Genomic DNA, 24,270 nt, shown 5'->3' with positions numbered 1-24,270 from the left:
TTATTTCCCAACAACTATTGCGTTGACTCCGCCCGACCTAGACATAGCGTTTTGCAGGATGCTCGCCAAAACGCCGCGAGGACCGGCGTTTGGGTCACGCGTCATATAGTACGTCGCGCCATTGATCGTAGCCTCACTATCCACAATAAAGAAATGATTGCTAACATTCACAATTACCTGCTGACCATTTGCCAATGCCTGATCCAGCTGGGCCGAGGTCATGTTTAGATTCACGGTATTTTGCACTCCCGCATTGGAGAGCACGTCTGAAATCTCATACGCGTTCACGCCCGTAGGCCGAACGCCATTTTGGAAGCTGCCTATCGTGTCAGCAAGGCTGACCGAAGCACCCTGCCTATCGCTCACGACCATCGCCGCACATGCTGGCCCGCATACTGGCGCGTCTCCTTGTAAAATAACAGTGCCGGCCGCGCGGTAGGGAACTGTCGATGCGGCCGAGCTATTTGATGCACCTACATTGGAAGAAGCTCCGTCAGCCGGGTTGCCCAGACGTCCGATCGCGCTTAGGGATCCAAGTTTTGCAATCTGTCCGACGGTCTGCGCAAGAGCGGCCGGATCGCCATCGATAACAGCCTGAAGCACGGCCGGCTGCGCGGTGATCCCGGTCGGGTCATAAACAAGGATCTTAACCAGCCCGGAGAGTTCTTTAAGCTGGGCGGGTGTGAGAGTGTCGACGCCGTCCGGCGCCATGATCGCAACGATCTGCTCGACATTGCTGTCGCTGGTTGTTCCGAAGACTCCTGTGCCGCTGTAAGTCGAGAGAGCTACAGCCGCATTCCAGAAAATCGTCGTACAACCGCTTCCGCCATTGGCGCGACAATCGACGTACGCTTGCTGCTGGTCAGCCTCTCGGTCATCGAGCTGATCGACTGTCTGCTGAAGATAGGCAATCTGCTCGTCCGTGCAGCTTCCCGGATTGCTATTGCAGCCATCCAGCTTGCTTCGAGCGGTCGCCCGTTGCGCGTTATCGGCGTGATTGAGATAGTTGAACAGATACCCCGCCAGCGCGGCATCGGCCCCTGCCATGGAGGCATCGCCGGCGAGCAGTGATCCGACCCCGCCGAGGATCTGGCTGAGGTTCTGGAGCGCGAGCGGGTCGGCGCCGGCGGGATCGACGTTGAGCGCGAGTTCGGCGAGCCCCGCCCCCAGCGCCCCGCCGGCCGCGCCCTTGGCGCCGCCGGTGATGGCCCCGGCGAGGGCGCCGGCGCCGGCATGGAGCAGCACCTCCTCGATCGAGCCGGGGGCGGCGGCGCCGAGGGTCTGCTCGCCGATGTCGCCGGCGACATACATCAGCGTCGGCGCGACGATGCCGTTGGCGGCGCCCCGCCGCAGCGCACCGACGAGGCCCTCGGTGAAGTCGCTGCCGGTCAGCGCGGTGTAGATCCCGGCCTGGATCGGGGCATCGACGGCGACCTGCCCGACCGAGTTCAGCACGGTGTCGGCGTCGATCGCGGCCAGTCCGCCGCCGCCGCGCAGCACCGCGGGGATCGTGTTGCTGCCGAACAGCGAGGCGTTGACGCCGGACGTGATGCCGGCGGTCAGCCCGGCCGCGGCGGCGTTCTGCAGGATCTCGCCGAGGTCGAACCGGCCGTTGATGGCGGAAACGATCGATCCGGAGATCGCGCTCGAGCCGAACGACATCGCCCCCTGCCCGATCGCCGGCGCGATGGTGTCGGCGAGGACGTCGGCGGCGGCGTCCGGCATGGCGGCGAGCTCGATCAGCTGGTCGCTGAGCGCCGCGCCGATCGAGTCGGCGGTGATGCCGAGGGCGCCGGCGATCTCCGGGGCCACCACGGCCGTGATCACCGAGATCAGGGCGGTCGCCGCCGGGCTGAGCGTTGTCTGGTCGTGGTTCCAGGCGGTGTTGGTGAGGGTCAGGCCCGTGGTGGCGACGCTGGCGCCTTGCCGCCCCATCACCTCGCTCATCCACGAAAGTCCAGGGTCACCGGCGAGCGCGGCGATCGCCTGCGCCGCCGACTGCGTCGTGGTGCCTGTGATCTGCTGGGCGCCCTCCTCCGTAAGGGTCGCCTGCCGGGTCTCGGCGAGATAGTCGAGGCCGATGCTCCCGGCGGCGATGTTCAGGCCGCCTGAGCCGGCGAGGATGCGGTCATGGACCAGCGACTGGGTGTCCGAGCCGTGGTTGTAGATCGTGGTGGTGAGGAGGTCGTCGCTCTTGCCCTCGACGATCGAGCGGACGTCGTTGATCCCGGCGCGGAAGCTGAGCGCGCCCGGCGTCGCGAGGTTGATGGTGTCGGCGGCGAGATTGCTGGCGGCGATGGTGATGCTGCGGCCGCCGCCGAGGTCGAGCACCGTGCCGGCGCTGAGCGAAGAGCCGTAATTGGTGGTGGTCGAGGTCGTGGTGGTGACGTCGCCGTCGCGCTGGATGCTGGTGTACTGGGCGACCTGGGAAACGATGTTGAGCGCCCCGCCGGCGTGCAGCGTCAGCGCGCCGGCGGCCGAGAGCACCCCGCCGACGACGTCGAGGTCACCGATGGTGGCGATATCGATGTTGCCGCCCACCGCGATCCTGCCGCCGTCCTGGACGACGCTGCCGTAGGCGATGCCGGCGCTCGGATCGTAGACCGGCCGCTGGTCGACGAAGATCCCGGCGTCGATCGAGAGGTCGCCGGTCGCCAGGATGGCGCCGGCGTTCGAGACATAGTCGCCGGCCAGATAGATGTTGCCGGCGCCGCTGCCGGACGATCCACGACCACTCCTGGCCGACGCCGACACCGCGATCGGCATCAGCACTTCGGGGATCGCGATGGTCTGGTCGCCGGCGATCTCGGTGCGCTGCCACAGGATCGGCGCGGTCAGCGAGGCGAGCTGGGCGGCGCTGAGCTGGTCGCCGAGGTGAACGCTCGGGTTGGCGGCGAGGAACGCCACGGTGCCCTGCTGCAGCTCCTGACGCACCGTCGGGTTGGTGTAGTCGGGGATGACCTGTACATTGCCGGCGACCAGGGCTTGCGCGGCATCCTGGGCGGCGAGCGCGGCGTTGGCGGCGACCTGCACCTCGCTGCGGACGTCGGTCCCGGCGGAGGACAGCCAGCTCGGGGTGCGCGGCGCCGTGCCGATCAGGGCGATGGCGTTGCCGGGCGTCGGCTGTGGCGCCGCGGCCAGCGCGACATTGGCCGTCGGGGCTGGTCCGGCGGTGACGCCTCCGAGGCTGGCGATCTGTGCCGACGGCGCATTGACCGGCGCGGCGGCATTGGCGCCGACATTGATGGTCGGGCTGGTGCCTGCCGCGCTGCCGCCGACGTTCGTGGTCCGGGTGGTCAGGCTATTGGATGGCGTTGAGGCTGTCGTCGACGGCGCCGGTGCGCCGAGCGCGCCCTGGCCGGTCGCGCCTGGGGCCGCCGTGCCGGCGACCATGGTCCCGGTGTTGGTGACGACGCTGCCGTTGATGTAGATCGCGTTGGCGGCGTAGAGCGTGGCGGCGGGGCCGCTGAGCGGAATGGTCGGCCCGCCCGGCAGCGAGAAGGTCGTGATCGCGGTGTTGCTGACGCTCGGCGCGACGATGCGCAGGTCATGGCCCGAGGCGATCTGGCTGGAGATGTTCTGAACGCTCTGGCCGGCGACGATGGTCAGGTCGGCGTCGGCCGCGATGGTCGAGGAGTGGCTCGGCCAGGACCCCGGATAGTAGCAATGGAAGTGGCCGGCCGAGTAGCAGGTGTAGCCGGCGGTGCCGAGATTGCTGACGGTGCCGCCGGCCTGCATGACGAGCTGGCCAAGCGAGCGGATGGTGCCGCCATTGCTGATATTGCCCTGCGCGGCGAGGCTCATATCCCCGCCGGCATAGACCAGCGCCGAGGGGTAGCTGGTCGGATCGCCGTTGGTGATCGAACCGCCGGAGCTCAGGGTGAGCTTGCCGTAGGCGGCGAGCGTGGAATCGATGACGAGGCTGCCGCTGGTCTTGAAGGCGAGATCGCCGCTGACGACGAGCGGACTTGTGAAGGTGTAGCCGCTGCCAGTCAGGTCGACAGCCAGGTTGCGGCCGTAGTTGAACAGGCCCTGGGCGATCTGGGTGTGCTCGAAGAAGCCGCTGTTGACGCTGGCGGCCGCGATGGTGGCGGCGTTGGTGCCCTGGATCAGGCCGTTCGGCCCGTTGGTGAGGACCCCGGAGAGTGCGATGCCGAGGTCCTGCGCCGAGACGTAGGCCGGCAGGGATGTCGAGCCGGCATTGGTCAGGTCCGCGGCGGCGATGGCGAGCGCGCTCGTCCCGTTGATCACACCGGCGTTGTCGAGGCTGCCGGTGAGGTTGAGACCGACGGCATCGGCGGTGATGCCCCCGCTCGCGGTGTTGGCAAGGCTCGCGCCGGACAGTGCAAGCCCCGAGGCGGCGTGCATCAGGCCGCTGTTGGCGACGCTGCCGCCCGCCTGCAGGCCGGCGCTGCCGGCGGCGATGGCGCCGCTATTGGCGAGGTTGCCAGCGGTCGACACATCGAGGCGTCCGACCGCGCCGAGGGCGCCGTCGTTGGTGAAGCCGGCTGCGGCATTGATCGCCGCCGCGCCGGCGACGACGAGGCCGGTCGCGCTGTTGGTGACACCGATGGCCGACAGGGACAGGCTCCGCAGCGCTTCGACGGCACCGTTGTTGGTGAAGTCACCGCCAAGGCTGAGGGCGATATCGTAGGCGCTGACGACCGAGCCGGTTGCGCCGGCGTAGCTCGCGCCCGAGAGGGTGAGGCCGCTGCCGGCCTGGATCGCCCCGGCGTTGGCGATGGCGCCGCCGAAGACGAGATTGCCGTTGCCGTAGGCGACGATGGCGCCGCTGGAGGAATTGGTCAGCGCGCCGGCGGCCGTCGCGGCAAGATCGGTGGCCGCGACGATCTCGCCGGCGTTGGCGAGAGCGCCGGTCAGGCCCAGCGTCACGGTGTTGCCGGAGATGACGCCGCCCTGGGCATTGGCAGCGTTGCCGGCCTGGAGCGCGAAGCCATTGGCAGCCGCCGCTGTCCCGGCGTTGGCAAAATCCCCGGAGAGGCGGATGGTGAGGGTCTGGCCGCCGAGTTCAGTGGCACCTGTCAGGCCGGTATAAGCCGCCGCATCGAGCGTCATCGCGCCAGCGGCGACGATTCTGCCGGAGGACGTCACGTTGCCGGAGGCGGCCAGGGCGAGATCGCCGGCGCTGGCGCCGATCAGGCCACTGTTGAGAACGCTGCCGGCGACGCCGAGGGTCAGGCCGGTGCCTGCGACGATCGCGCCGGCATTGGCGAGATCACCCGCCGTGGCGGTGATGGCGGCCGCGCCGCCGCCGATGCTCGCCCCGGCGCGGTTGTCGATCGCGCCGGCCGAGAGGCTGAGCAGGGTCTCGCCGATCACCGCGCCGGCGTTGTCGAACGCGCCGGCAACGACGAGGTCGGCCCGACCGGCGGCGATGAGCGCCGCCGGCGAGGCCGCGGTGTAGCTCTGGGCCGTGAGGCCGAGACGACCATCGGGCAGCACCGAGCCGTCGGACAGCACGGAGCCGCCGACGATCGCCCCATCGTTGCGCGCGGCGCCGCCGAGGCGGATGACGAGATCCGGACCGACGATGGCGCCGCTGTTGACGAGGTCGCCGGCCGCGGCCAGATCGAGGCTGCGGAGCGCAGCGATGGTCCCGGCATTGCTCAGAGCGCCGGCGGCGCTGACCGCCCCGGTCGTCGCGAGCATCAGTCCGCCCGCCAGGTTGGTCACCGAGGCGGCACTGAGCTGCAGCGACTGCAGCGCTTCGACCTTGCCGCCGCTGGTGAAATCGCCGCTGAAGGCCAGCGCGAGATTGCCCGCGCTCAGGGTCGATCCCGTGGGCCCGGTGTAGCTTGTGCCCGACAGACCGAGGCTGCCGCCGGCTTGAATGGCGCCGGCATTGGCGACGGAGCCGCCGAACGCGAGGGTGCCGTTGCCGTAGGCGACGATGGCGCCGCTGTTGCCGGTCAGGGCACCGCCGGCGGCGATGGCGAGATCGCCTGCGGAGACGATGCTGCCGGCATTGTCGAGGTCGCTGCGGAGCGCCAGGGCAACGGCCCCGCCGGCGATCGCGCCGCCGGCGGCATTGTCGAGAGTGGCGGCGCTGAGCCCGAGCGCGGTCTGGGCCGCGATGGTGCCGGCGTTGGCGACGTCACCGGAGACGCGCAAGGTCAGGGTCTGACCGCCGAGCTCGGTGTTGCCGGTGAGGCCGAGATAGGAGGCCGCGTCGACGGTGAGATCGCCGGCCGCGACGATCCGGCCGGAGGACGCCAGGATGCCGCCGGCTGCAACGGCGAGGTCGCCGGACAGGCTGCCGACCACGCCGCCATTGACGAAGTTGCCGGCGACGTTGAGGGTCATGCCGCGGCCGGCGATGATGGTACCGGCGTTGGCGAGATCGCCCGAGGTGGTGGCCAGCGCCACGACGCCGCCAAGGATCTGGGCGCTGGCCCGGTTGACGATGGAGCCGGCCTGGAGACTGGCGAGGCTCTGGCCGAGCACCGTCCCGGCGTTGTCGAAGGCGCCGGCGACGATGAGTCGCGCGTTGTCGGCGGCAACCAGGGCGGCAGGCGATCCGGCGACATAGCTCTGGGCCGTCAGGGTCAGGGTGCCGTCCGGGCGGATCGAGCCGTCGCTTTGCACGGTGCCGGCGACGATGGCGCCTGCGTTCGAGGCGGCGCCGGCCAGATTGATGGTGATGCTGGGGCCGGCGATGACGCCGCTGGAGCCGTTGGCGAGCGTCGCGGCGGCGAGCGCCAGCGAACGACGGCCATAGAGGGTGCCGTCGTTGAACACCGCATCGGTCAGGGTGAGCGCGAGATTATCGGCGAGGATGGCGCCGGTGCCGGTGTTGACGAGGCCGTTGCGCACCGACAGCTGCAGGTTCGCGTAGTCGATGACGGTGCTGTTGATCAGGCGGTCCGCTGCGTCGAGGTAGAGCGTCCCCGGCGCGATGAAGGCGGTCCCCTGCCCGAGCTCGAGCCGCGGCGAGGTGACGTGCACGTCGCCGGCGGTCGCGACGATGCCGACGGCGTCGAGGCTGGCGACCCCGGCGCCGAGGACCTGGACCTGGCTGCCGGTGAGCTTGAGATTGGCGGCGCTGATGGTCTGCGCCTGCAGGATCACCTGGCCGTTGGCGGTGACCTCGCCGCTGGCGGTCAGCGTTCCATTGGCGGCGACGCTGATCGAGGCGCCGGAGCGGATCACGCCCCGGCTGACCAGCGACTGCAGCACCGAGATCAGGACCGAATCATTGGCGGTGAGGCTCGCCGAAGCATCGACGGCGACGCTGTTGCCGGTGACCACCATACGCCCGACGGACCGGTGCTGGTTGTAGAGGGTGATCGCGCCGTCGGCCGCGACGGTGAGATCACGGTTGCTGGCGCTCCCCGCCAGCAAGACATCCCCCGCGGACCGGATCGTGAGGGGTCCGGACAGCGCCGAGAGCTGGCCGGTCAGGGCGACGCCGAGATTGGCGTCGGTGGACAACACCGAGATCGTGCCGGCCCGGATGGTCCCTGCCGCTGCCGACTGGATGGCGGGACCGGTCACGGCGGGCGCCGATGCGCTGGCGCTCATCAGGTTGGCGGCCTGATCGTAGACGCCGGCGCCGGCGACGAGGCGCACGGTGTCGGAGGACACGATCGGCGCCTGGATCGAAAGCTGACGTCCGATGAGGCTGAGCGGGCCGAGGGGTTGGCCGGCGGCGCCGGAGATTCCGGAGCCGGCGATCTGCACGGTGCCGCTGCTCACCGAATAGCTGATCGCGCCGGTCTGGTAGTTGGGATCGGGGACGGCGCTGGCAAGCGTGACCTGGGAGGCGTTGATGAACGAGCACGAGGCGCAGGTCACGCCGTTGGGGTTGGCGACGATGACCTGGGCCGACTGGCCGAACACCTCGGTCGGACCGTTGAGGATCGAGGCCGACGATCCGGTGACCTGGTTGACGATGACGCTGGCCGGCATTTTGCCGACCAAGTTGGGGTTTGCGCCGACAGCGCCGCCGATGATCGAGGTGCCGCCGAGGCCGGAATTGTTGAGGATGACGCCGCGCGTATCGACGTTGTATTGCTGGAATTTGTTGTGCGACACCCCGCCAAAGCTCGGCGGCGCGATGTTGACGACCGGCGTGCCGTTCGCCGAGCCGCCGAGGCTTGGACGAAACGCGAGCGGCGCCGACGGGTCGACGATCTGCTGGGCTCGCGCCACCTCCACCAGCAATGGCTGAAGGACGAGGGTGATCGACGTCGCGATCGCGATGCCCGCACGGGCACGGCGCAAGGTGCGCCGTCCGCATATGCCGGCCGTGGCGGCCACGTCCACAGAGTTCGGCAGCCATTTTCGATCGACGCGATGGCGTGAGACCGCAGATGAAAGCGAGCGCTTCATGACCGTGCCCTTGGATGTTGCTGGATAGCCCTGCTTCGGTTGGCGAAGCCCGGGGCCTTACGGCGTCGCCTTCCAGGCTTTCGCCGCCGCTTGGGCGCCCGCAATCTCGTCGGCCGTCATCAGAGCCGAGACACGCTGCAGCGCCGACGGAGCATCCGGATGCCTGCGCGCGGCCGCCAGGTTGTAATAAAGGTGAGCCTTGCCAAGATCACGCGGCGGCGGACCGCCCTTCTCGTACGCAGCGCCGAGTTCGTAGAGACCGACAGGATTCCCCTTCGCCGCGGACCGTTCGAAAGCGGCGCGCGCCTTCACCGGATCGGCCGTCACGCCAACGCCGTTGGCATAGGCAAAGCCGAGCGCATTGAGCGCCCCGATATGGCCCTGCGAGGCGGCCCTTTCGTAGAGCGAGATCGCCTTCGCCATGTTCTTGTCGACTCCCTTGCCTTCGGCATAGAGGCCGCCGCAGTTGAACAGCGCGTCAGCGTCGCCCTTGTCAGCCGCCTTGCAGATCAGCTCGCCCGCCGCCTTGTAGTCCTGCAGCTGGCTCTCGCCGCGCCAAGCCATCAGGCCGAGCCGGTTCATGGCTTTCGCAGAGCCTTTGTCGGCGGCCGACCGATACAGCACCCTCGCCTTCTCGAAGTCCGCTTGAACGCCGACGCCGAGCTCAACCATACGCCCGAGATAGAATGCCCCTTCCGGCTCGCCGAAATTGAACGCTTCGGTGAACGCGCTCAGCGCCTTCTGATAGGCCTTCTGGTCGAGCGCCCTGAGGCCATCCTTGATCGCTTGCGCGGCCTTGGCTGGATCCGGCGTCTGCTCCGACTTCTGCTCGCCCTTCGATGCGGCCGACGGGGTCATCTGGGGGGGCGGGAGAGGCTTGTCCGTGGCGGCCGGCGGCGTTTCGCGCCGGAGTGCGGGGTCCGCCTTGACTGCCCCCGATCCGATCGCCGCCAACAGAACGGCAAAGACACAAAAGGCGGTTTTCGGCATGGCTATGTTTCCTTGCGATCAGAACAGTGAAAACGTCATGTTGAGGTAGGTCTCGAGCCCGCCTGCCTGCGAGCCCGGCAAAACGCCGCTCCAGGCAAGCGGCTTTGCAAGCGACCAGTCGAGATTGACGCGGCCGAGGTTGTAGCGCAGCCCAACCCCGACGCTGGCGCGGCTGACCGTCTCCGCATTGGCCACATTGCGCCCCACGCCTGCGTCGACGAACACATAAGGATGGGTGGCGTTGAGAACGTCGGCGTAGAACGCGCTCTGTTTGCCGAGGTCGCCCACAATCGCGGCAACCGGCAGCACTGGCGTGAATTCTCCTCGGGCAAAGATGCCGCGATCGGCGAAGGCCGGTGACCGGGCAAAGCCGCGGACCGTCGAGATGGAGCCGAGCGCCAGCTCATCCTCCTGAAACAGCGGCGTGCGGGCATACTGACCCGCCAGGTCGAACCTGAGCGCTCCGATCGAGGGGAACAATCGCGTGTAGCTCGCCGAGACGTCGATCTTGTCGAACTGCGCTCGCGGCGTCGTCGCATCGGCGTCGGGCGCGTCGCGCGTGGCGCTGAGGATCGCAAGACCCCTGCTGTAGCCGATACTGTAGGTCAGCTGCGCATCCTTGAAATACCGCGTCTGGGACAGGCCGAGCCGGACGATCGACACATTGCGCGGCTCCAGCTCGAACAGGTTGATGAAGCGCAGGACATGACGCACCGTGAAGCCGGCATCGACACTGGTCAGCTGCGAGCGATCGCGCGAGATGACGTATGAACCATTGAGGCCGGCGGTCTCGATCTGCTGGAACAGCGCCACGTTGGGCGCCAGCATGGTGAAATATTCGCTGTAGCCGGCGAGCCCTGACAGCGTCAGCCATCGGACCGGCGCCACGACCGAGGCGCGCAACTCGTTCGACTGAACGCCGCTGGCGAAGGTCGCAGCCCAGCTGTCGTTCAGGCCGAGAAGATTGTCCTTGGCGATATCGATGCGCGCCCGGTCCGAGATGCTGTTCTGGCCGTTGAGTGAACCACCATTGATCTCGTAGCCGGTGGTCAGCCGGAACGATCGCGTCTCCGGCAGATCGACAACGACGTCCGACGTGCCCGGCTCCGTTCCTGGGACGAGCTTGGCCGAGGCCTTGTGCGACGGCGAGCGATTGAGCTGGTCGATCCCCTGCTGGATCCGATCGATATTGAGCGGCTCCCCTGGATCGGCCGGCATCGCCAGACGGGTTTTGAGCCCGGGTGCATCCTCGCCGTCGATCAGCTGGAAGCGGTTGGGCCAGGCCGCGAGGCCACCCCACATCGCGGACACCGCCGAGACGAGCTCCCATGGTCCCCCTGCCTCTCCGGCCCGCCGCAACGCCGCCCCGAAAGTCTCGTCGTCGCGGTGTTCACGGGTCACGATGCGGGCGATACGGCCGGTGATGACGTTGATGACGAGACGCCTGCTCCCCCGGATGTCCTGAGGTCTGACATAGCCCTGGGTCGTGACGAAGCCATGCGCGGCGTGCACCTCGTTGACGGCGCCGATCACCGCCTTGGCCAGCATGTTCCCCATGCAGCGCCAAGCGAGCGGTGCAACGGCTGTACGCACCTCCTCGACCGGCACCATCTCCAGCCCGGTAATGACGATGGCCTCGATGTCGAAGCATTGGTCCGACTCAAGTCCCTTGATCGCGGGAGGCGAATTGGTCGCCGGGATGGTCAGCGAGGCGCTGGCGATGGCGGCAACGGTGAGTTGGTCGGCCTTCGCGGCACCGGCCAACAGCAGCAAGCTGACGAGAACGACCGGCCGGACAATCCCACAGCTATGACGGCTTCGATCGCCCTCACGCCGCCGGAATGGCGTCAAGAACTGCCGAACGTTCGCCAGCTTCACCACAGCCCCCGGAACAGGCCGATCTGCTGGCGGTAAAGTTCACTCTTGGGCTGAGCGGCGGCAATGACGTCGGTGCCGGCCGGATTGTCGACGCCGGTCCCGGCCTGCAGAGCGCCGCCATTGATCTTGACCGGCGCGCTCGTCGTCACATCGATGCTGCCGTTGGGCGCTTCGAACAGCCCGCCGGTCGGTGCGTAGTACACGAAGTAGGTCGGGCCGGAGAACGCGTTGTAGATGCCTCCGGGAAACCCTGCGACCTGCATCGCGAATACGCTTGCGGCCGCGATCGACGGCGAATTGAGCGCCAGGTTGCCCTCGGACAGGATAACGCCCCCGTTGTTGACGATTCCCGTGGACGCATTGATGGCCATCGCCCCCGCCGACGAAACCAGTCCGGCAGGATTGCCGTTGACGCTTGCGGCTGCGACGTTTGACGTCCCGCTGCTCGAGCAGAAGAAGAAACAGCTGCGCGTGAACGAAGCAGTGCCGGTGACGAGTCCGATATCTTCGAACAGCCCGGTATCGATCAGGAGGGCGCCACTCTGAGCGAGGATGCTCCCGGAGTTCGTCACGTTGGCCGCGTTGATGAAGACGGAGCTTCCGACCACATAGGCGAGCTGTTCCGGGACGCGAAGCGACCCCCCGTTGTAGGTCACCGTCTGAATGGTGCGCCCCTGCCACGGCCACCACCAGAAACGACGGCCGGTCGTGGTGATGATCGGCTCTCCGCCATTGGCGGCTCCGACCACGTCCACCACGTTCCGGAACGTGCCTCCCGCGCTCACGAACGTGCGGTTGTTCGACAACAGGCGCCCGGTATTGTTGGTGATGTCGCCCCCCGCGGTCACCGAAAGATCGTCGTGGCTCGCGAACACGATGGCGAGCTGGCCGGCGTTTTCGGTCAGCAGCGAGATCGAGCCGCTCGCATCCAGCGTAACCGCACCACGTGAGGCCGGATCGCCGGCATTGCGCGTCACGCCGGTGATCTGGCCGGTGATGTCGATATCGCCGGCGTTGGCCAGAAGAGTCACACCGCCGCTGATCGAGGCGATCTTGGCCGTCCGCGTCCCGGCGTTGAGCACGCTGATTTCCGCTGCGGCGATCTTGACATCCCTCTCGGCCTGGATCTGGCCGCCCAGGATTTTCACTTGACCTTTGGCGTTGATGGCGAACTCGCCGATCGAAGCCGTGCCTCGCCCTTGAAACGAGACCCCCGCCCCCTGGCCGCCAATCAACATGCTGATGCGGCTCGCCGACAGCGACCCGTTCGGCGTCACGTCGATCAGGATGTCGGTGGAGGAGCCGCCGTTCGCGGACGTGCTCGCCCACGGCTTGAGCGTCGAGCCGGGAATGGCCGAGGAGCTGAGCGTCACGCTCGCATTGCCCGCGACCAGGTTGATGTCGGCGTTCGGATCGGGCGAAGTGTTGACGATCGGGCCGTCGATTTTGATCTTGCCCGCGATCAGCTGCAGGCTCGTCATCGAACCAGTCAGCCCGGCGCCGACCACCTGGATGTCGCCGCTGCCGGTGCCGAGCACTGTATCCTGATAGCCCGTGGCAGTCGCGGAACCGACAAAATTAACGGGTCCAGCCGACAGTGCGACACCCCCCGTGTTGATGAAGCTGCCCCCATCAACGGTGATGCCATTCGGGTTGGCGACGACGACATGCGCCGTCGGGCCAACGACCGCCAGCGGACCGTAGAGATACGACCGGTTGGCCGATGTTACCTGATTGATGATTGTCGTTGCATTGACGCCTTGATTGATCAGGTTGACGCCCGCCGCCTGTACAGAAAAGGCTTGGTATTGGTTGACGCTCACACTGTTCGCATTCGCCGGAGCGATCGCAACGTTGGTCTGCCCATTCGCCCCGGCCGTGACGCTGGTTGCGGTTGTGCCACTCGGCACCACTTGCGCTGAAGCCGTGGCATGCGCTGCGAAGCTGGTCAGAGCCACCGTCAGTGCGGACAACAGCAGCTGCGAGCGCCGATCGCACGTCATCGGGCGACCTCCGCCGATTGCGCCGCGGTCATCGCCTTGACGGCCGCCGCAAACCCGTTGAGCGAAACGCCGACATCGACAGGCTCGCTCTTGGTCGTCCATATCCGCACCTTGAGCTGCTTGCCGCCGAGCAACCCGGCCCGGATTGCACCGCTCATGGCAAACCCGCCGTGGCACCCCGAGGAATTGCAGGTTTCGTAGAGCACCCGCACCGGCCGACCGTTGTCGATCCGGAGTTCAAGGCCCGGCACGAGGTAGCCGCCGAGCGGCGTCGAGATGACGACGACTTGCTGTCCGGATTGCTTCGCAGCGAGCACGTTGACCAGGAATACCGTCTCGCCGGATGCCTTAACCGCCAGTCTCTGCGATATCCGGCACGGACCACCGCCGGACATCACGGACGTCTCTTTGTCAGACGCCCCTGCGTCGGCGCGAACGGCCGGCGACCGACAGATGAGCTCCCAGTCCCCATGACGAACGATGTCGGGCCCGCCCTGACCGGCAACAGGAGACGTCAGCGGCGAGCCCGAGGGCGGCGATCCGGATTGCTCCGCAAGCGCAAGCGTCGGTGCAATCGCCAAAGCGAGGGCGGTCGCAAAACCGCAGGCGCCGTCACGCAGAATTCCCATCCGACTCCAGCCGCCACTCGACAAGAACAATATTCCAGGCTCCGACAATGCTGAGTTCAGTCCCCGACGGGCCGCCAGAAGAGCATGTTGTGTTGAGATCTCGACGGCACCCGCACGCTGAGGACGAGCCCCTCGCAGACCGTGCCCGCGACGAGACTTCGTCGAGCACAGGTTCGCCGAATAATTATTCAACCTAAACGTGTATAATGTCTACGATTCGCCGCCATTTACCAAAAACGTAGTTGCCTCTTACGCCGATTCACTTCGGCCATACTTGAACTAGAAGGACTCGAAATTGGACTGGAGAGAACATGACCTGCCCTGAATTTTCCTCGGGCAGGCCCTAGTGTGGCGTCTCGCAATTGCCTATGTCCTTTGCGGCAAGCCCCTGTAGGCAATTGCGAGACATAAGCCACACTAGTGTTCCGTCTCGCAAATCAGTTTAAATAATCTTGGTTGCTTCGGGCAAGCAGGAGCTGAGAGGATGGCGCGTCCCGTCAAGGTACTTACCGCCGATGCGGAGACACGGGCTGAACTCCAACGGAGGGCCAATGCTCCGACCAGTGCGCATCGCGATCGTTTTCGAGCAAAAATTATTCTGCTGCGTCTGGAGGGGGTGAAAATCGAGCTCGTCGCCGAGCAGATGGATACATCGATGCCAACGGTGTCGACATGGTCCAGCCGGTTCGAGGCACACGGGCTCGACGGCCTCGACGACAAGGGCGGACGCGGACGCAAGCCCTCGATTACAGAGAAGAAAATCGAGCGTGTCATCACCGATGCCACGCGTCCGCCGAAGAACCGCAAGCGTTGGAGCGTGCGCAGCATGGGCCGCCATGCCGGAGTATCGCACAGTACTGTGCAGCGGATCTGGTCAAAGAATGACTTGAAGCCCCACATTGTAAAGACGTTCAAGCTCTCGAATGATCCGGAGTTTGAGAAAAAGTTCTGGGACGTGATCGGGCTCTACCTCGATCCGCCAGCGAAGGCGCTGGTGTTATGCTGCGACGAGAAGAGCCAATGCCAGGCTCTGGAACGCACTCAACTTGGCTTGCCGCTTGCCCCGAAGCGTCCCCGGACAATGACTCACGATTACACCCGGCATGGCACGATTACGTTGTTTGCTGCCCTCGATGCGATGAAAGGCAAGTTGATCGCGCGCACCGAGGCGCGTCACACTCACATCGAATGGCTCAGGTTCCTGAAACAGATCAATCGCGAAACGCCCGAGGAACTCGACATCCATCTGATCCAGGACAACTATGCCACGCATAAGCATCCAAAGGTCAAGGCTTGGCTCGCCCGTCACCCGCGCTTCAAGTCGCACTTCACGCCGACATCTTCGTCCTGGATGAACCTCGTCGAACGCTTCTTCGCTGATTTAACCGCCGACGTGATACGCTCGGGCAGCTTCGCTTCCATCGGCTAACTCGTCCGCGACATCGAAGCCTATCTCTCCGATCGCAATGCCGCCCCGAAGCCCTACACGTGGAGGGCCGAGGGCGCGGCCATCCTCGAAAAAATCAACCGCGCCCGCGCCGCCCTCGACAAAATCGAGGCAGCGTGAGTTATTGCAAGGCAATTGAGAGTCAGGACACTAGTGTGGTGGATCTGACGCTCGTTTCAGTATTGGAGCGAGTTCTTCGAACGAGCGTCAGATCCAAAACCACACTAGAATCATAATGATGCTAGTGTCCCCTTGTTTCCAACGTTCGTATGAGCGCCTGCTGCAATGGGATACGAACGTTGGAAACAGGACACTAGCTTTTTGATTTTGCTAGTGTCCTGATGTCTCCGAATTACCGTGCGAGGGTGAGGCAAATGAAGCGGTCATTCGGAGACAGGACACTAGCAGCCTGTCGGACTGAGGTCTTGGAGTTTGTGGCGGGTTTGGTTTTTCAACCTGGTGCGGTCGTTTTCATTTTATTGCCGGCCGAGGGCGCGGTGAGATTGCCCTGACCGCTATAGCGTGGACGGTTCGAGGTGCATTCGGCCGGCTGCGTCCGCCTCAGGCGGGGGCGAGGGCGAACATTCGCTTGATGTTCCAGGCCATGGTCACGAGGCTCCACTCGCCGCGCGCCTTTGCCAGGCCGCGCATCGAAAACTGACGGAACCCGAGCACCGATTTGATGATGCCGAACACCGGCTCCGGCGTCTGTTTGCGCAGAGCGTAAAGATTGCGGCCTTCCGCCGTCTTCACCCGATGCGCCATCGCCTCGACTGGCGTCGGATTGGCCGGCGCCTCCGGGGTCTTCTCAAAGCGTTCAGCCAGAGGCGGATGGTGCGGTTGGCGACCCATCGCGATCACCGGCGCCACCCCCGCCTTCACACAGGCTTCGACGTTCGGGCCGCTGAAATAGCCCGCGTCCGCGAGCAGCGCTTCGGTCTCGCCCAGCGCCGGAGGCAGGGCCCCGAGCTTGTCCAGCGTCGGCTCGATCTGCTGCTTGTCGTTGGGTGCCTGAACCACGTCCGCCGCCACCACCAGCATGCTGCCCACCGCCACCGCGGCCTGCGCATTGTAGCATTGATCGAAGCCGCCGCCGGCCACCGGCATGATGCGCGAATCCTCGTCCGTGAGATTGATCTGGTCCTTCGGCAGCGGTCCCTCGGCCGGCAGCTCCGGCGGCTCCGGCGGCTTGCCGCGCGGCTTCTTGCCCGTCTCCGCAGTTTTGGCCGCCCGCGCCGCCAGCTTGGCCTCGTGCTCCACAAGCTCGCGCTCGTAACGCTCCTTGGCGCGCGCCTCGATCTTCGCACGCGCCTCAGCGATTTTCCGCAAGCGCTCCTCGCGCCGCGCCAGTTCTTCGGGGACCGACATCCCGTCGGGAACGTCCGCAGTGTCCGCCGCCTCGGCCTTGGCCAGCAGTTCGGCCACCTCGGCCTTCAACTGCGCTTCGATCTTGCCCGCGTGCTCGTAAGAAAGCGCGCTGTGCCGGCTGGCGCTGGCGTGGATCTTCGTGCCGTCCAGCGCCACCGTGCCCATCTTCAGCACGCCCATCTCGCGCGCCAGCAAAAGCACCTGAACGAACAGCGCTTCGATCTCCCTCAGAAACCGCCGCCGGAACGCCGCGATCGTGTCGTGGTCGGGATGCTCGTTGGCCGCAATGAAGCGGAACGCCACGCTGTCATAGCTCGCCCGCTCGAGCTTGCGACTCGAAAAAACGCCCGTCGCGTAGCCGTAGACCAGCAGTCCAAGCAGCATCGAGGGATGATACGCCGCCGAGCCGGAGCCCCGATAATCCCCGCACATCGCCCGAAGATCGAGGCCGTCGATCACCTCCATGACGAAACGCGCCAGATGCCGCTCCGGCAGCCACTCGTCGACCGAGGGCGGAAGCAAAAATCCCGTCTGCCGGTCAATCGTGCGGAAATTGCTCAACAGCGCCCACCCTGAGAAAGGCCGAATCAACGCTTCGATTCTAACCAATCCTCGACGAGTGCGCTAAGTCCGACAGGCTGCTAGGCTCGGGGCTTTGTACGCCAAACGGCGCGGTGGGAATCGGCGCCCGCAAATGGCGGGAGAGTTGAAGACACAGCATCGCGTCGCTGCGCGGCGCCACCTCGCCCCGCGAAGCGGCTCTCGTATTCTCACACATCGCCGGCATCACAGGCGCGGCGCTTGCCCTGCAGCACTCTGTGTCGCCCCCCTTCAAGCGGGGGACCCAGTCCACAATGGGCGCAAGGGCGCATGGCGTCAGGGCCGTGCCCTTTCACCGATCCCGGCTACTGGGCCGCCCGGTCAAGCCACCACCTCGCCCCGCAAAGGTGTTCAGGGCGGGGAGAGGTGAAGAGCCACCTCGCGCGGCGAAGCGGACCGAAACGCTGGGGTGGAGGATCGGTTACGACGCCGGCGTGCCGGGCGCCGGCGGACTGGCGCCGGAAACCGCCTGCGCCGCCGCTTTCTTCTCGACCATGCGCACCGCGATGATCGAGCCCTCGTAGAGCAGCAGCAGCGGGATCGCCAGCGAAGCCTGGCTGATCACATCAGGCGGGGTCAGCACCGCGGCGATGATGAAGGCGACGACGATGAAATAGCGCCGCTTCTCCTTGAGCTGCTTGGAGGTGATGACGCCGATGCGGCCGAGCAGCGTCAGCACCACCGGTAGCTGAAAAGCGACGCCGAAGGCGAAGATCAGCGACATCATCAGCGAGAGATACTCGCCGACCTTGGGCAAAAGCGCGATCTGGGCCGTCTCCGAGCTGCCGGCCTGCTGCATGCCGAGCGAAAAGCGCACCAGCATCGGCAGCACGACGAAATAGACCAGCAGCGAACCCAGCGCGAAAAAGAACGGGGTCGCGATCAGGTAGGGCAGAAAGGCCTGGCGCTCGTTGCGATAGAGCCCCGGCGCCACGAACATGTAGACCTGGGCGGCGATCACCGGAAACGAGATGAAGCCGGCGCCGAACATCGCCAGCTTGAGCTGGGTGAGGAAATATTCGAGCAGCGCGGTGTAGATGAATTTCGAATTCTCCGGCCCGGCGACCCATACGAACGGCCAGACCAGCACGTTGTAGATCTGCTTGGCGAAGAAGAAGCAGAAGATGAAAGCGACGCCGAAGGCGAGCAGCGCCTTGATCAGCCGCGAGCGCAGCTCGATCAGGTGCTCCATCAGGGGCGCCTTGGTCGCTTCGATGTCTTCCTGGGTCATGATCCCTTCCCGCTCTCGGGCGGATCATGCGGCACCACCGGAGGCGATTCCGCCTGCGGCGCGGCTTCCTGCTGGTGGGTTTCGGCCTCGATGAAGGTCTGCGGGGTCGGCGGTTCGGGCGTGGTCGGCTCCACCGGCGGCTCGATCCTCAGGGCGTCCTCGACGTCCCTGGTCACGGACGACAGCACATTGCCGCTGGACACACCGCGCGCCGCGTCCGCCACCTCGTCGAAGGATTTCTTCAGGTCGGCCATCTCGGCCTCACGCATCGCCTCGTTGAACTGGCCCTGGAATTCGGCGGCCATGCGCCGGGCCTTGCCCACCCACTGGCCGACCATGCGCAGAACGCCGGGCAATTCTTTCGGGCCGATGGCGACCAGCGCGACCACGCCGATCACCACCATTTCACCCCAGCCTATGTCGAACATGGAATGAGACGCCGAACGTCAGAGGACAGTCGAAGTTGGAACATCAACTTGAGCAGGCAAGCTTGATCCGCGCGCCGATGGGACCCGGTCAGCGACGCCCGGGCCAAAGCGATCAGACCGCCTTGCTGCCGACGTCGGTGCGCGGCGCCGTCTGCGACGGTGCATTCTCGATGCTCTTCACCGGCTCGGACTTGTCGGCAACGTCATCGTCTTTCATGCCCTTCTTGAAGGCCTTGATGCCCTGGGCGACGTCGCCCATCAGGTCCGAAATCTTGCCACGACCGAACAGCAGCAGGACCACCGCGATCACCACGATCCAGTGCCAAATGCTCAACGAACCCATGCTGCGAACTCCTCAACGCGCTGGACATGTACCGGGGGCAATGCGCACGCCCGGTCAGCGGCCCTTTTCCCAGCGAAACTAGGCGCCGCAAGCGTCAAAAACAAGGACTTAACGGCAGTTTAACCTGCGTGAAGTCCCGCATTGCCACCGCCTCAATCCTTGTCGGCCGGATGGTCGGGATCGCTCTCGTCTTCGGCATCAGCCTCCGCGGCCGGCCGCTCGCCCTCCGCCTCGTCCGCGGCAGCTTCCTCGGTGTCAGCGTCGGCCTGATCGTCGGCCTCATCCTCGGAGGCGGCCTCGGTCTCGGCGAACAGAACCTCGACCTCGGTCACGAGTTCCACGCTGTCGGCATCAGGCTCGGCGCCGTCGACCTCGTCGCCGAGCACCAGCTCGGCGACCGCCTCGGCGAGATCGGCCTCGATGTCGTCAGTCTCTGCCTCGACCTCGATCTCTGTGTCGGCCTCCGCGTCGGTCTCTCGCTCCGCCTCGGCCTCCGGCTCTGCATCGTCCCCTGCCGGCGCGTCGCCGGTCTCGACCGACGCAGCCTCGGCCTCAGTCTCTGCCTCGGCTTCAGTCGCGGGCCGCGCTTCGAGCGATTCCGGCTCGACCGCCGGCGCCAGCGCCAGATCGAGATCGCCGGGTTCGAGCGGATCCTCGTCCTCGCGCAACACCGGATCATCCGATGGCGCCGGCACGCTGAAGCCGGACGGCAGGCGGGAATCGAGCAGACCGGTGCCCTTGAGTTCCTCGAGCCCCGGCAAATCGCTCAGCGCCTCGAGGCTGAACTGCGACAGGAAGGTTTCGGTGGTGCCGAAGGTCAGCGGCCGGCCCGGCGTCTTGCGACGGCCGCGAGGCCGGATCCAGCCGGTCTCCAGCAGCACGTCGAGCGTGCCCTTGGAGGTCACGACACCGCGAATGTCCTCGATCTCGGCGCGGGTCACCGGCTGGTGATAGGCGACGATCGCCAGCACCTCGATGGCCGCCCGGGACAACCGCCGGGTCTCGGTGCTCTCGCGGGTCATCAGCCACGACAGGTCGGTTGCGGTCCGGAATGACCATTTGGTGCCGATCCGCACCAGATTGACGCCGCGCAAGGCGTAATCGGCCTGGAGCCGATGCAGAGCGTCCTTGACGTCGACCCCTTCGGGCATGCGCTTGGCCAGCGCCGACTGATCCAATGGTTCGGAAGCAGCGAACAGGAGCGCCTCGAGGAGCCGCAGTTCCTCGGGCCGCGCGCCGGTGTTCTCGGCCGGCTGCTCCGCCGCCTCGTCGACCACTTCGACGATGCGCTTTTCCGCCAGGCTCGCCATGGCTTCGTCTCCTTCTTCCACTTACTCGGCCGATACTTCCGGCGCCGGCGCCGCATCGGGGGCCGGCCTTGCAATACGCTTGCGGAAATAGATCGGCGCGAACGCTTCTTTCTGATTCAGTTCGACGTGGCCCTCGCGCACCAATTCCAGCGCCGCGGCGAAGCTCGAGGCGAAGACGGTGGCGCGCTGGGTCGGATCGGCGACGAAGGTGAGCAGGTATTCGTCCAGGCTCGACCATTCCTCGGTGACCCCGACGAGCCGCTCCAGGGTGGCGCGCGCCTCGGCGAGCGACCACACCGTTCGCTTGGCGAGGTGGACCGTGGTCAGCACCCGCTGCTGGCGCTGTGCCGCATAGGCTGACAGAAGATCGAACAGCGTCGCGGTGTATTTCGGATGCTTGACCTCGGCGATCTGCTCCGGCTGGCCGCGCGGAAAGATGTCGCGCATCAGTTGCGGCCTGGTCATAAGCTGGTTGGCGGCCTCGCGGATCGCTTCCAGCCGGCGCAGCCGGTTGGCGAGCGCCGTGGCCATTTCCTCGGCGGAGGGGCCGCCGTCGTTGGTGGCCGGTTCGGGCAACAAGAGACGCGACTTGAGGAAGGCGAGCCAGGCCGCCATCACCAGATAGTCGGCGGCGAGTTCGAGACGGATCTTCCGGGCCGCCTCGATGAAGACGAGGTACTGGTCGGCCAGGGCCAGGATCGAGATCTTCGACAGATCGACCTTTTGCTGCCTTGCAAGGGCGAGCAGCAGGTCGAGCGGACCCTCGTAGCCCTCGACATCGACCACCAGCGCGGGTTCGTCCTCGGCCGGGGGCGCCGGCAGGCCGGTCTCGAACGAGAGAATTTCCGCGCTCATGCGTTCGCTCCGTCCAGGCCGGCCAGAAGGTCGTCGAGCTCGCTCCGTCCGGCGGCGCGATCGAATGGCAGCGGTGCCCGCCGCGCCGCCAGCGCGCGCTCGGCCCGGCGCAAGGCCGCGCCGGCCAGCGGCGGCGCCTCGACGGCCACGACGGCCATCTCTTCCAGCTTGCCATTGCAGTGAAGGATAACGTCGCAACCCGCTGAAAGTGCGGCCCTGCTACGCTCGGCGATCGACCCCTGCAGGGCATTCATCGAGACGTCGTCACTCATCAACAAACCCTGGAACCCGATCGAGCTGCGAATCACCTTGTCAATCATTGTCGCAGATGTCGTCGCCGGCTGGGCGGCATCCAGGGCGCTAAACACAACATGTGCGGTCATCGCCATCGGCAGGTCCGCCAGCGCCCGGAAAGCGGCGAAGTCGGTGCGATCGAGCTCCTCCAGCGGCGCGTCGACCACCGGCAACCGCAGGTGGGAATCGGCGGTGGCCCGGCCGTGTCCCGGAATGTGCTTCAGCACCGGCAGAACCCCGCCCTCAGCCAGCCCTTCCGTCACGGCACGGGCAACGGCCGCGACCTGGCCGGGCGCCGTACCGTAGGCCCGGTCGCCAATGACGGCATCGGCGCCGGCGATCGGCACGTCGGCGAGCGGCAGACAGTCCACCGTGATGCCGAGATCGTGAAGATCGGCGGCGATCAGGCGGCTGGAAAGGAAGGCGGCGCGCAGGCCGGACGCCGGCGCCCGCCGGTAAAGCGCGGCAAAAACGGCACCGGCGGGATAGCGCGGCCAATGCGGCGGCCCGAGGCGCTGGACCCGCCCGCCTTCCTGGTCGATCAGGACGGGGGCGTCAGGCGCGCCGACGCAATCTCGCATTTGACGCACAAGTTCAATAACTTGCGACGGATTGTCGATGTTCCGCTTGAAGAGAATGAAGCCCCAGGGGCGGGTGGCGCGCAAAAACGAGCGCTCGTCCTGCGTGAGGACGAGGCCGGAGACGCCAGTAATGAAGGCACGCGGGCTCATTTCGGGCGATTAGCCCGCGTTTACCTGCAGGGTCAAGGAAACCGCGATTAATTCCTTTGGACGACGCACTGGCCGCCGGCGCTTTTCAGGCTCCCGCAGAACTGGGAGGCCTCTTCCGGACTGCCGAACGGCCCCACCATGGCGCGGTAATAGATCCCCTTCTCGCCGAGATCCGCCCGCTTGATCAGCGCCTGACGCGAGCCGAGCACGCTCGGGAACTTATTCTGCAGGGCGCGATAGGACGCCTGGGCGTCCGCCTGGGAGCGCTGGGACGAGATCTGGACCAGATAGCCGCCGCTGGTCGCCGCCTGCGGGGTTGCCGTCGGCGCGGTCGAAGCCATCCGGGTCGGCGCCTGGGGAGACAGCGACATCGGCGTATTGGCGGCACCGCCAGAAGCAGGAGCAGCAGCAGGGGCAGTTGCGGCCCGGGGCGCCGCTGCGGCCGGCTTGGCCCCCGACGGGGCGGCGTCCGGCTGATCGGGACGGATGCTCAAGGTGCGCACCTTGCGCGGCTCGTCGCCGCTGGCCTGGCTGTTCATCGCCGACTGGCGCGCCGTCGGCATTGTCGTCGGATTGACCACGGCCGGATTGGGATTTGCGGTCAACGGCGGGAAAACGACGCGCGGTCCGGAGCGGGCCGAATTGACGTCGACCGGCTGCTCTTCGCGCGACACCATGCGCTCGCCGCCCGCTCCGCCGCCGACACGATCCTGGATCGCCTTGCCGGAATTGTCCGCCGATTGACTCTGCGGCACGACCTTGGTCGGACCGGGGTCGGCCTTGATGATCGGCGCCTCGCCGCTACGCGGCGAGCCTGTAAAGGTGCGGTAGGCATAGGCGCCTGCCGTACCGACAAAGGCTAGCGCCACCACGGCGACGACGGTGACCATGCCGCCACGCCGAGGCTGCCGCGGCTCGTCTTCCTCGTAGGCCGCGCCATACGCCTCGCCATAGGCGGAGGGATGATCGTAGCCGCTGTCCGGATAGGGTGGCAATTGAAGCTGGCTGTCGTGCTGCTCGCCCTCGGCCTGCCCGTACAGAGCCTCGTCGTAGCGCGACGGATCGGCCCCCTCATGATAGGCGGCGGCGCCGCGGTCCTGATATTGGGCCTGATATTCGGCTTCGGCATGGGCGTCGTAGGACTGGGCATCGTAAGCTCGGGCATCGTGGCCCTGCCCTGCGTAATCCTGCGCGCCGGCACCGTGCCCGGCATCGGCCTCGCCGGCGAGATGATGGGTTTCGTCCGGATAGGACGGCGCAGCCGGCGGCTGAACGGGCCTGCGCTGATTGGCCCGCTGCATCCACGACGGCGGCGGCGGCGCGTCCTCGTCCCCGGCCTCCTCGGCCTGGTAATGCCCCTGGCCTGGTGCGGGCGCAGCAGCCTGACGGGAGACCGGGCCGCGACCCGGCTGCTCGCGGGAGACGGCGAACGGATCGGCCTGGCCGATCAGCCGCGCGAGCTCGGCCAGCGGATCGCCTTCACTCGCGCTCGATTGGGATGGATGTGTCGGACGACCATGCACCTCGTCATCGGTGCGGTAGGTCCTGCCCTGGTAACGTTCTGCCATGGTGATGTTGCGTCCCCTTCGGGAAAAGCGCCGGTCGTCACCCCCGATCGGACCGACTGCCGCTGCTCGCCATCACAGCCCCACGTGACCGGCGCAGATACCCCTGGTGTCCCATATCCAACGTTCGTATCCGCTTGCAGCGATCTCGTTTGCGAACGTTGAAAACGAAGGGCACCAGGCACGATTATGATTCCAGCGTGGCCTCGGGCTCAACGCTCGCCTGTTGGACTTGCTGCAACAAAA

At 66.3% G+C, this 24,270-nt stretch carries 13 protein-coding genes and 1 pseudogene; 1 reads left to right on the top strand and 13 read right to left on the bottom strand.

Annotated elements, in window-relative coordinates:
• The 5 genes from DB459_RS21100 to DB459_RS21080 all read right to left on the bottom strand — a co-directional run bounded on the left by DB459_RS21100 (position 1) and on the right by DB459_RS21080 (position 13,852).
• On the bottom strand, positions 1-8,244 hold the full coding sequence (locus tag DB459_RS21100) for a filamentous hemagglutinin N-terminal domain-containing protein (protein ID WP_253707420.1): 8,244 nt from the start codon (positions 8,242-8,244) through the stop codon (positions 1-3).
• Positions 8,245-8,409: 165 nt separating this feature from the next.
• Positions 8,410-9,342 carry a tetratricopeptide repeat protein gene (locus DB459_RS21095; RefSeq protein ID WP_253707418.1) on the bottom strand — a complete coding sequence of 311 codons (933 nt, stop codon included), beginning with the start codon at positions 9,340-9,342 and terminating at the stop codon, positions 8,410-8,412.
• Positions 9,343-9,360: 18 nt separating this feature from the next.
• Positions 9,361-11,115 carry a ShlB/FhaC/HecB family hemolysin secretion/activation protein gene (locus tag DB459_RS21090; RefSeq protein WP_253707416.1) on the bottom strand — a complete coding sequence of 585 codons (1,755 nt, stop codon included), beginning with the start codon at positions 11,113-11,115 and terminating at the stop codon, positions 9,361-9,363.
• A gap of 101 nt (positions 11,116-11,216) precedes the next feature.
• Positions 11,217-13,223: a filamentous hemagglutinin N-terminal domain-containing protein gene (locus DB459_RS21085; protein ID WP_253707414.1), complete on the bottom strand. Its 2,007-nt coding sequence runs from the start codon at positions 13,221-13,223 to the stop codon at positions 11,217-11,219.
• The gene (locus DB459_RS21080; RefSeq protein ID WP_253707412.1) at positions 13,220-13,852 is read right to left on the bottom strand and encodes an invasion associated locus B family protein; all 633 of its coding nucleotides are present in this window, start codon (positions 13,850-13,852) and stop codon (positions 13,220-13,222) included. The genes DB459_RS21085 and DB459_RS21080 overlap by 4 nt, the downstream gene beginning before the upstream one ends.
• A 484-nt stretch (positions 13,853-14,336) precedes the next feature.
• Here DB459_RS21080 and DB459_RS21075 point away from each other — a divergent pair.
• A pseudogene (locus DB459_RS21075) lies at positions 14,337-15,419 on the top strand (IS630 family transposase).
• Between the two features lie 441 nt (positions 15,420-15,860).
• Here DB459_RS21075 and DB459_RS21070 read toward each other — a convergent pair.
• The 8 genes from DB459_RS21070 to DB459_RS21035 form a co-directional block, all read right to left on the bottom strand.
• Positions 15,861-17,228 carry an IS1182 family transposase gene (locus DB459_RS21070; RefSeq protein WP_253707410.1) on the bottom strand — a complete coding sequence of 456 codons (1,368 nt, stop codon included), beginning with the start codon at positions 17,226-17,228 and terminating at the stop codon, positions 15,861-15,863.
• 460 nt (positions 17,229-17,688) lie between these two features.
• Positions 17,689-18,498 (bottom strand): twin-arginine translocase subunit TatC, encoded by an 810-nt coding sequence (gene tatC / locus DB459_RS21065; protein ID WP_253707408.1) that lies wholly within the window; start codon positions 18,496-18,498, stop codon positions 17,689-17,691.
• Positions 18,495-18,926 (bottom strand): Sec-independent protein translocase protein TatB, encoded by a 432-nt coding sequence (gene tatB / locus DB459_RS21060; RefSeq protein WP_253707406.1) that lies wholly within the window; start codon positions 18,924-18,926, stop codon positions 18,495-18,497. Before tatB ends, tatC begins: the two co-directional genes overlap by 4 nt.
• A gap of 112 nt (positions 18,927-19,038) precedes the next feature.
• Positions 19,039-19,269, bottom strand: coding sequence for a twin-arginine translocase TatA/TatE family subunit (locus tag DB459_RS21055; RefSeq protein WP_253707404.1), 231 nt, complete (start codon positions 19,267-19,269; stop codon positions 19,039-19,041).
• 152 nt (positions 19,270-19,421) lie between these two features.
• Complete coding sequence (gene scpB / locus DB459_RS21050) at positions 19,422-20,579, bottom strand: SMC-Scp complex subunit ScpB (RefSeq protein ID WP_253707401.1); 1,158 nt, start codon at positions 20,577-20,579, stop codon at positions 19,422-19,424.
• 21 nt (positions 20,580-20,600) lie between these two features.
• Entirely contained in the window at positions 20,601-21,434 is an 834-nt protein-coding gene (locus tag DB459_RS21045) for a ScpA family protein (RefSeq protein WP_253707399.1), read from the bottom strand.
• The gene (nagZ, locus tag DB459_RS21040; protein ID WP_253707397.1) at positions 21,431-22,459 is read right to left on the bottom strand and encodes a beta-N-acetylhexosaminidase; all 1,029 of its coding nucleotides are present in this window, start codon (positions 22,457-22,459) and stop codon (positions 21,431-21,433) included. Before nagZ ends, DB459_RS21045 begins: the two co-directional genes overlap by 4 nt.
• Positions 22,460-22,506: 47 nt before the next feature.
• On the bottom strand, positions 22,507-24,027 hold the full coding sequence (locus tag DB459_RS21035; RefSeq protein WP_253707395.1) for an SPOR domain-containing protein: 1,521 nt from the start codon (positions 24,025-24,027) through the stop codon (positions 22,507-22,509).
• Positions 24,028-24,270: the final 243 nt, after the last annotated feature.

It is taken from the genome of Bradyrhizobium sp. WD16 (assembly GCF_024181725.1).
GTDB lineage: Bacteria > Pseudomonadota > Alphaproteobacteria > Rhizobiales > Xanthobacteraceae > Bradyrhizobium_A.
This window is presented reverse-complemented; position numbering and strand designations above follow the sequence as displayed.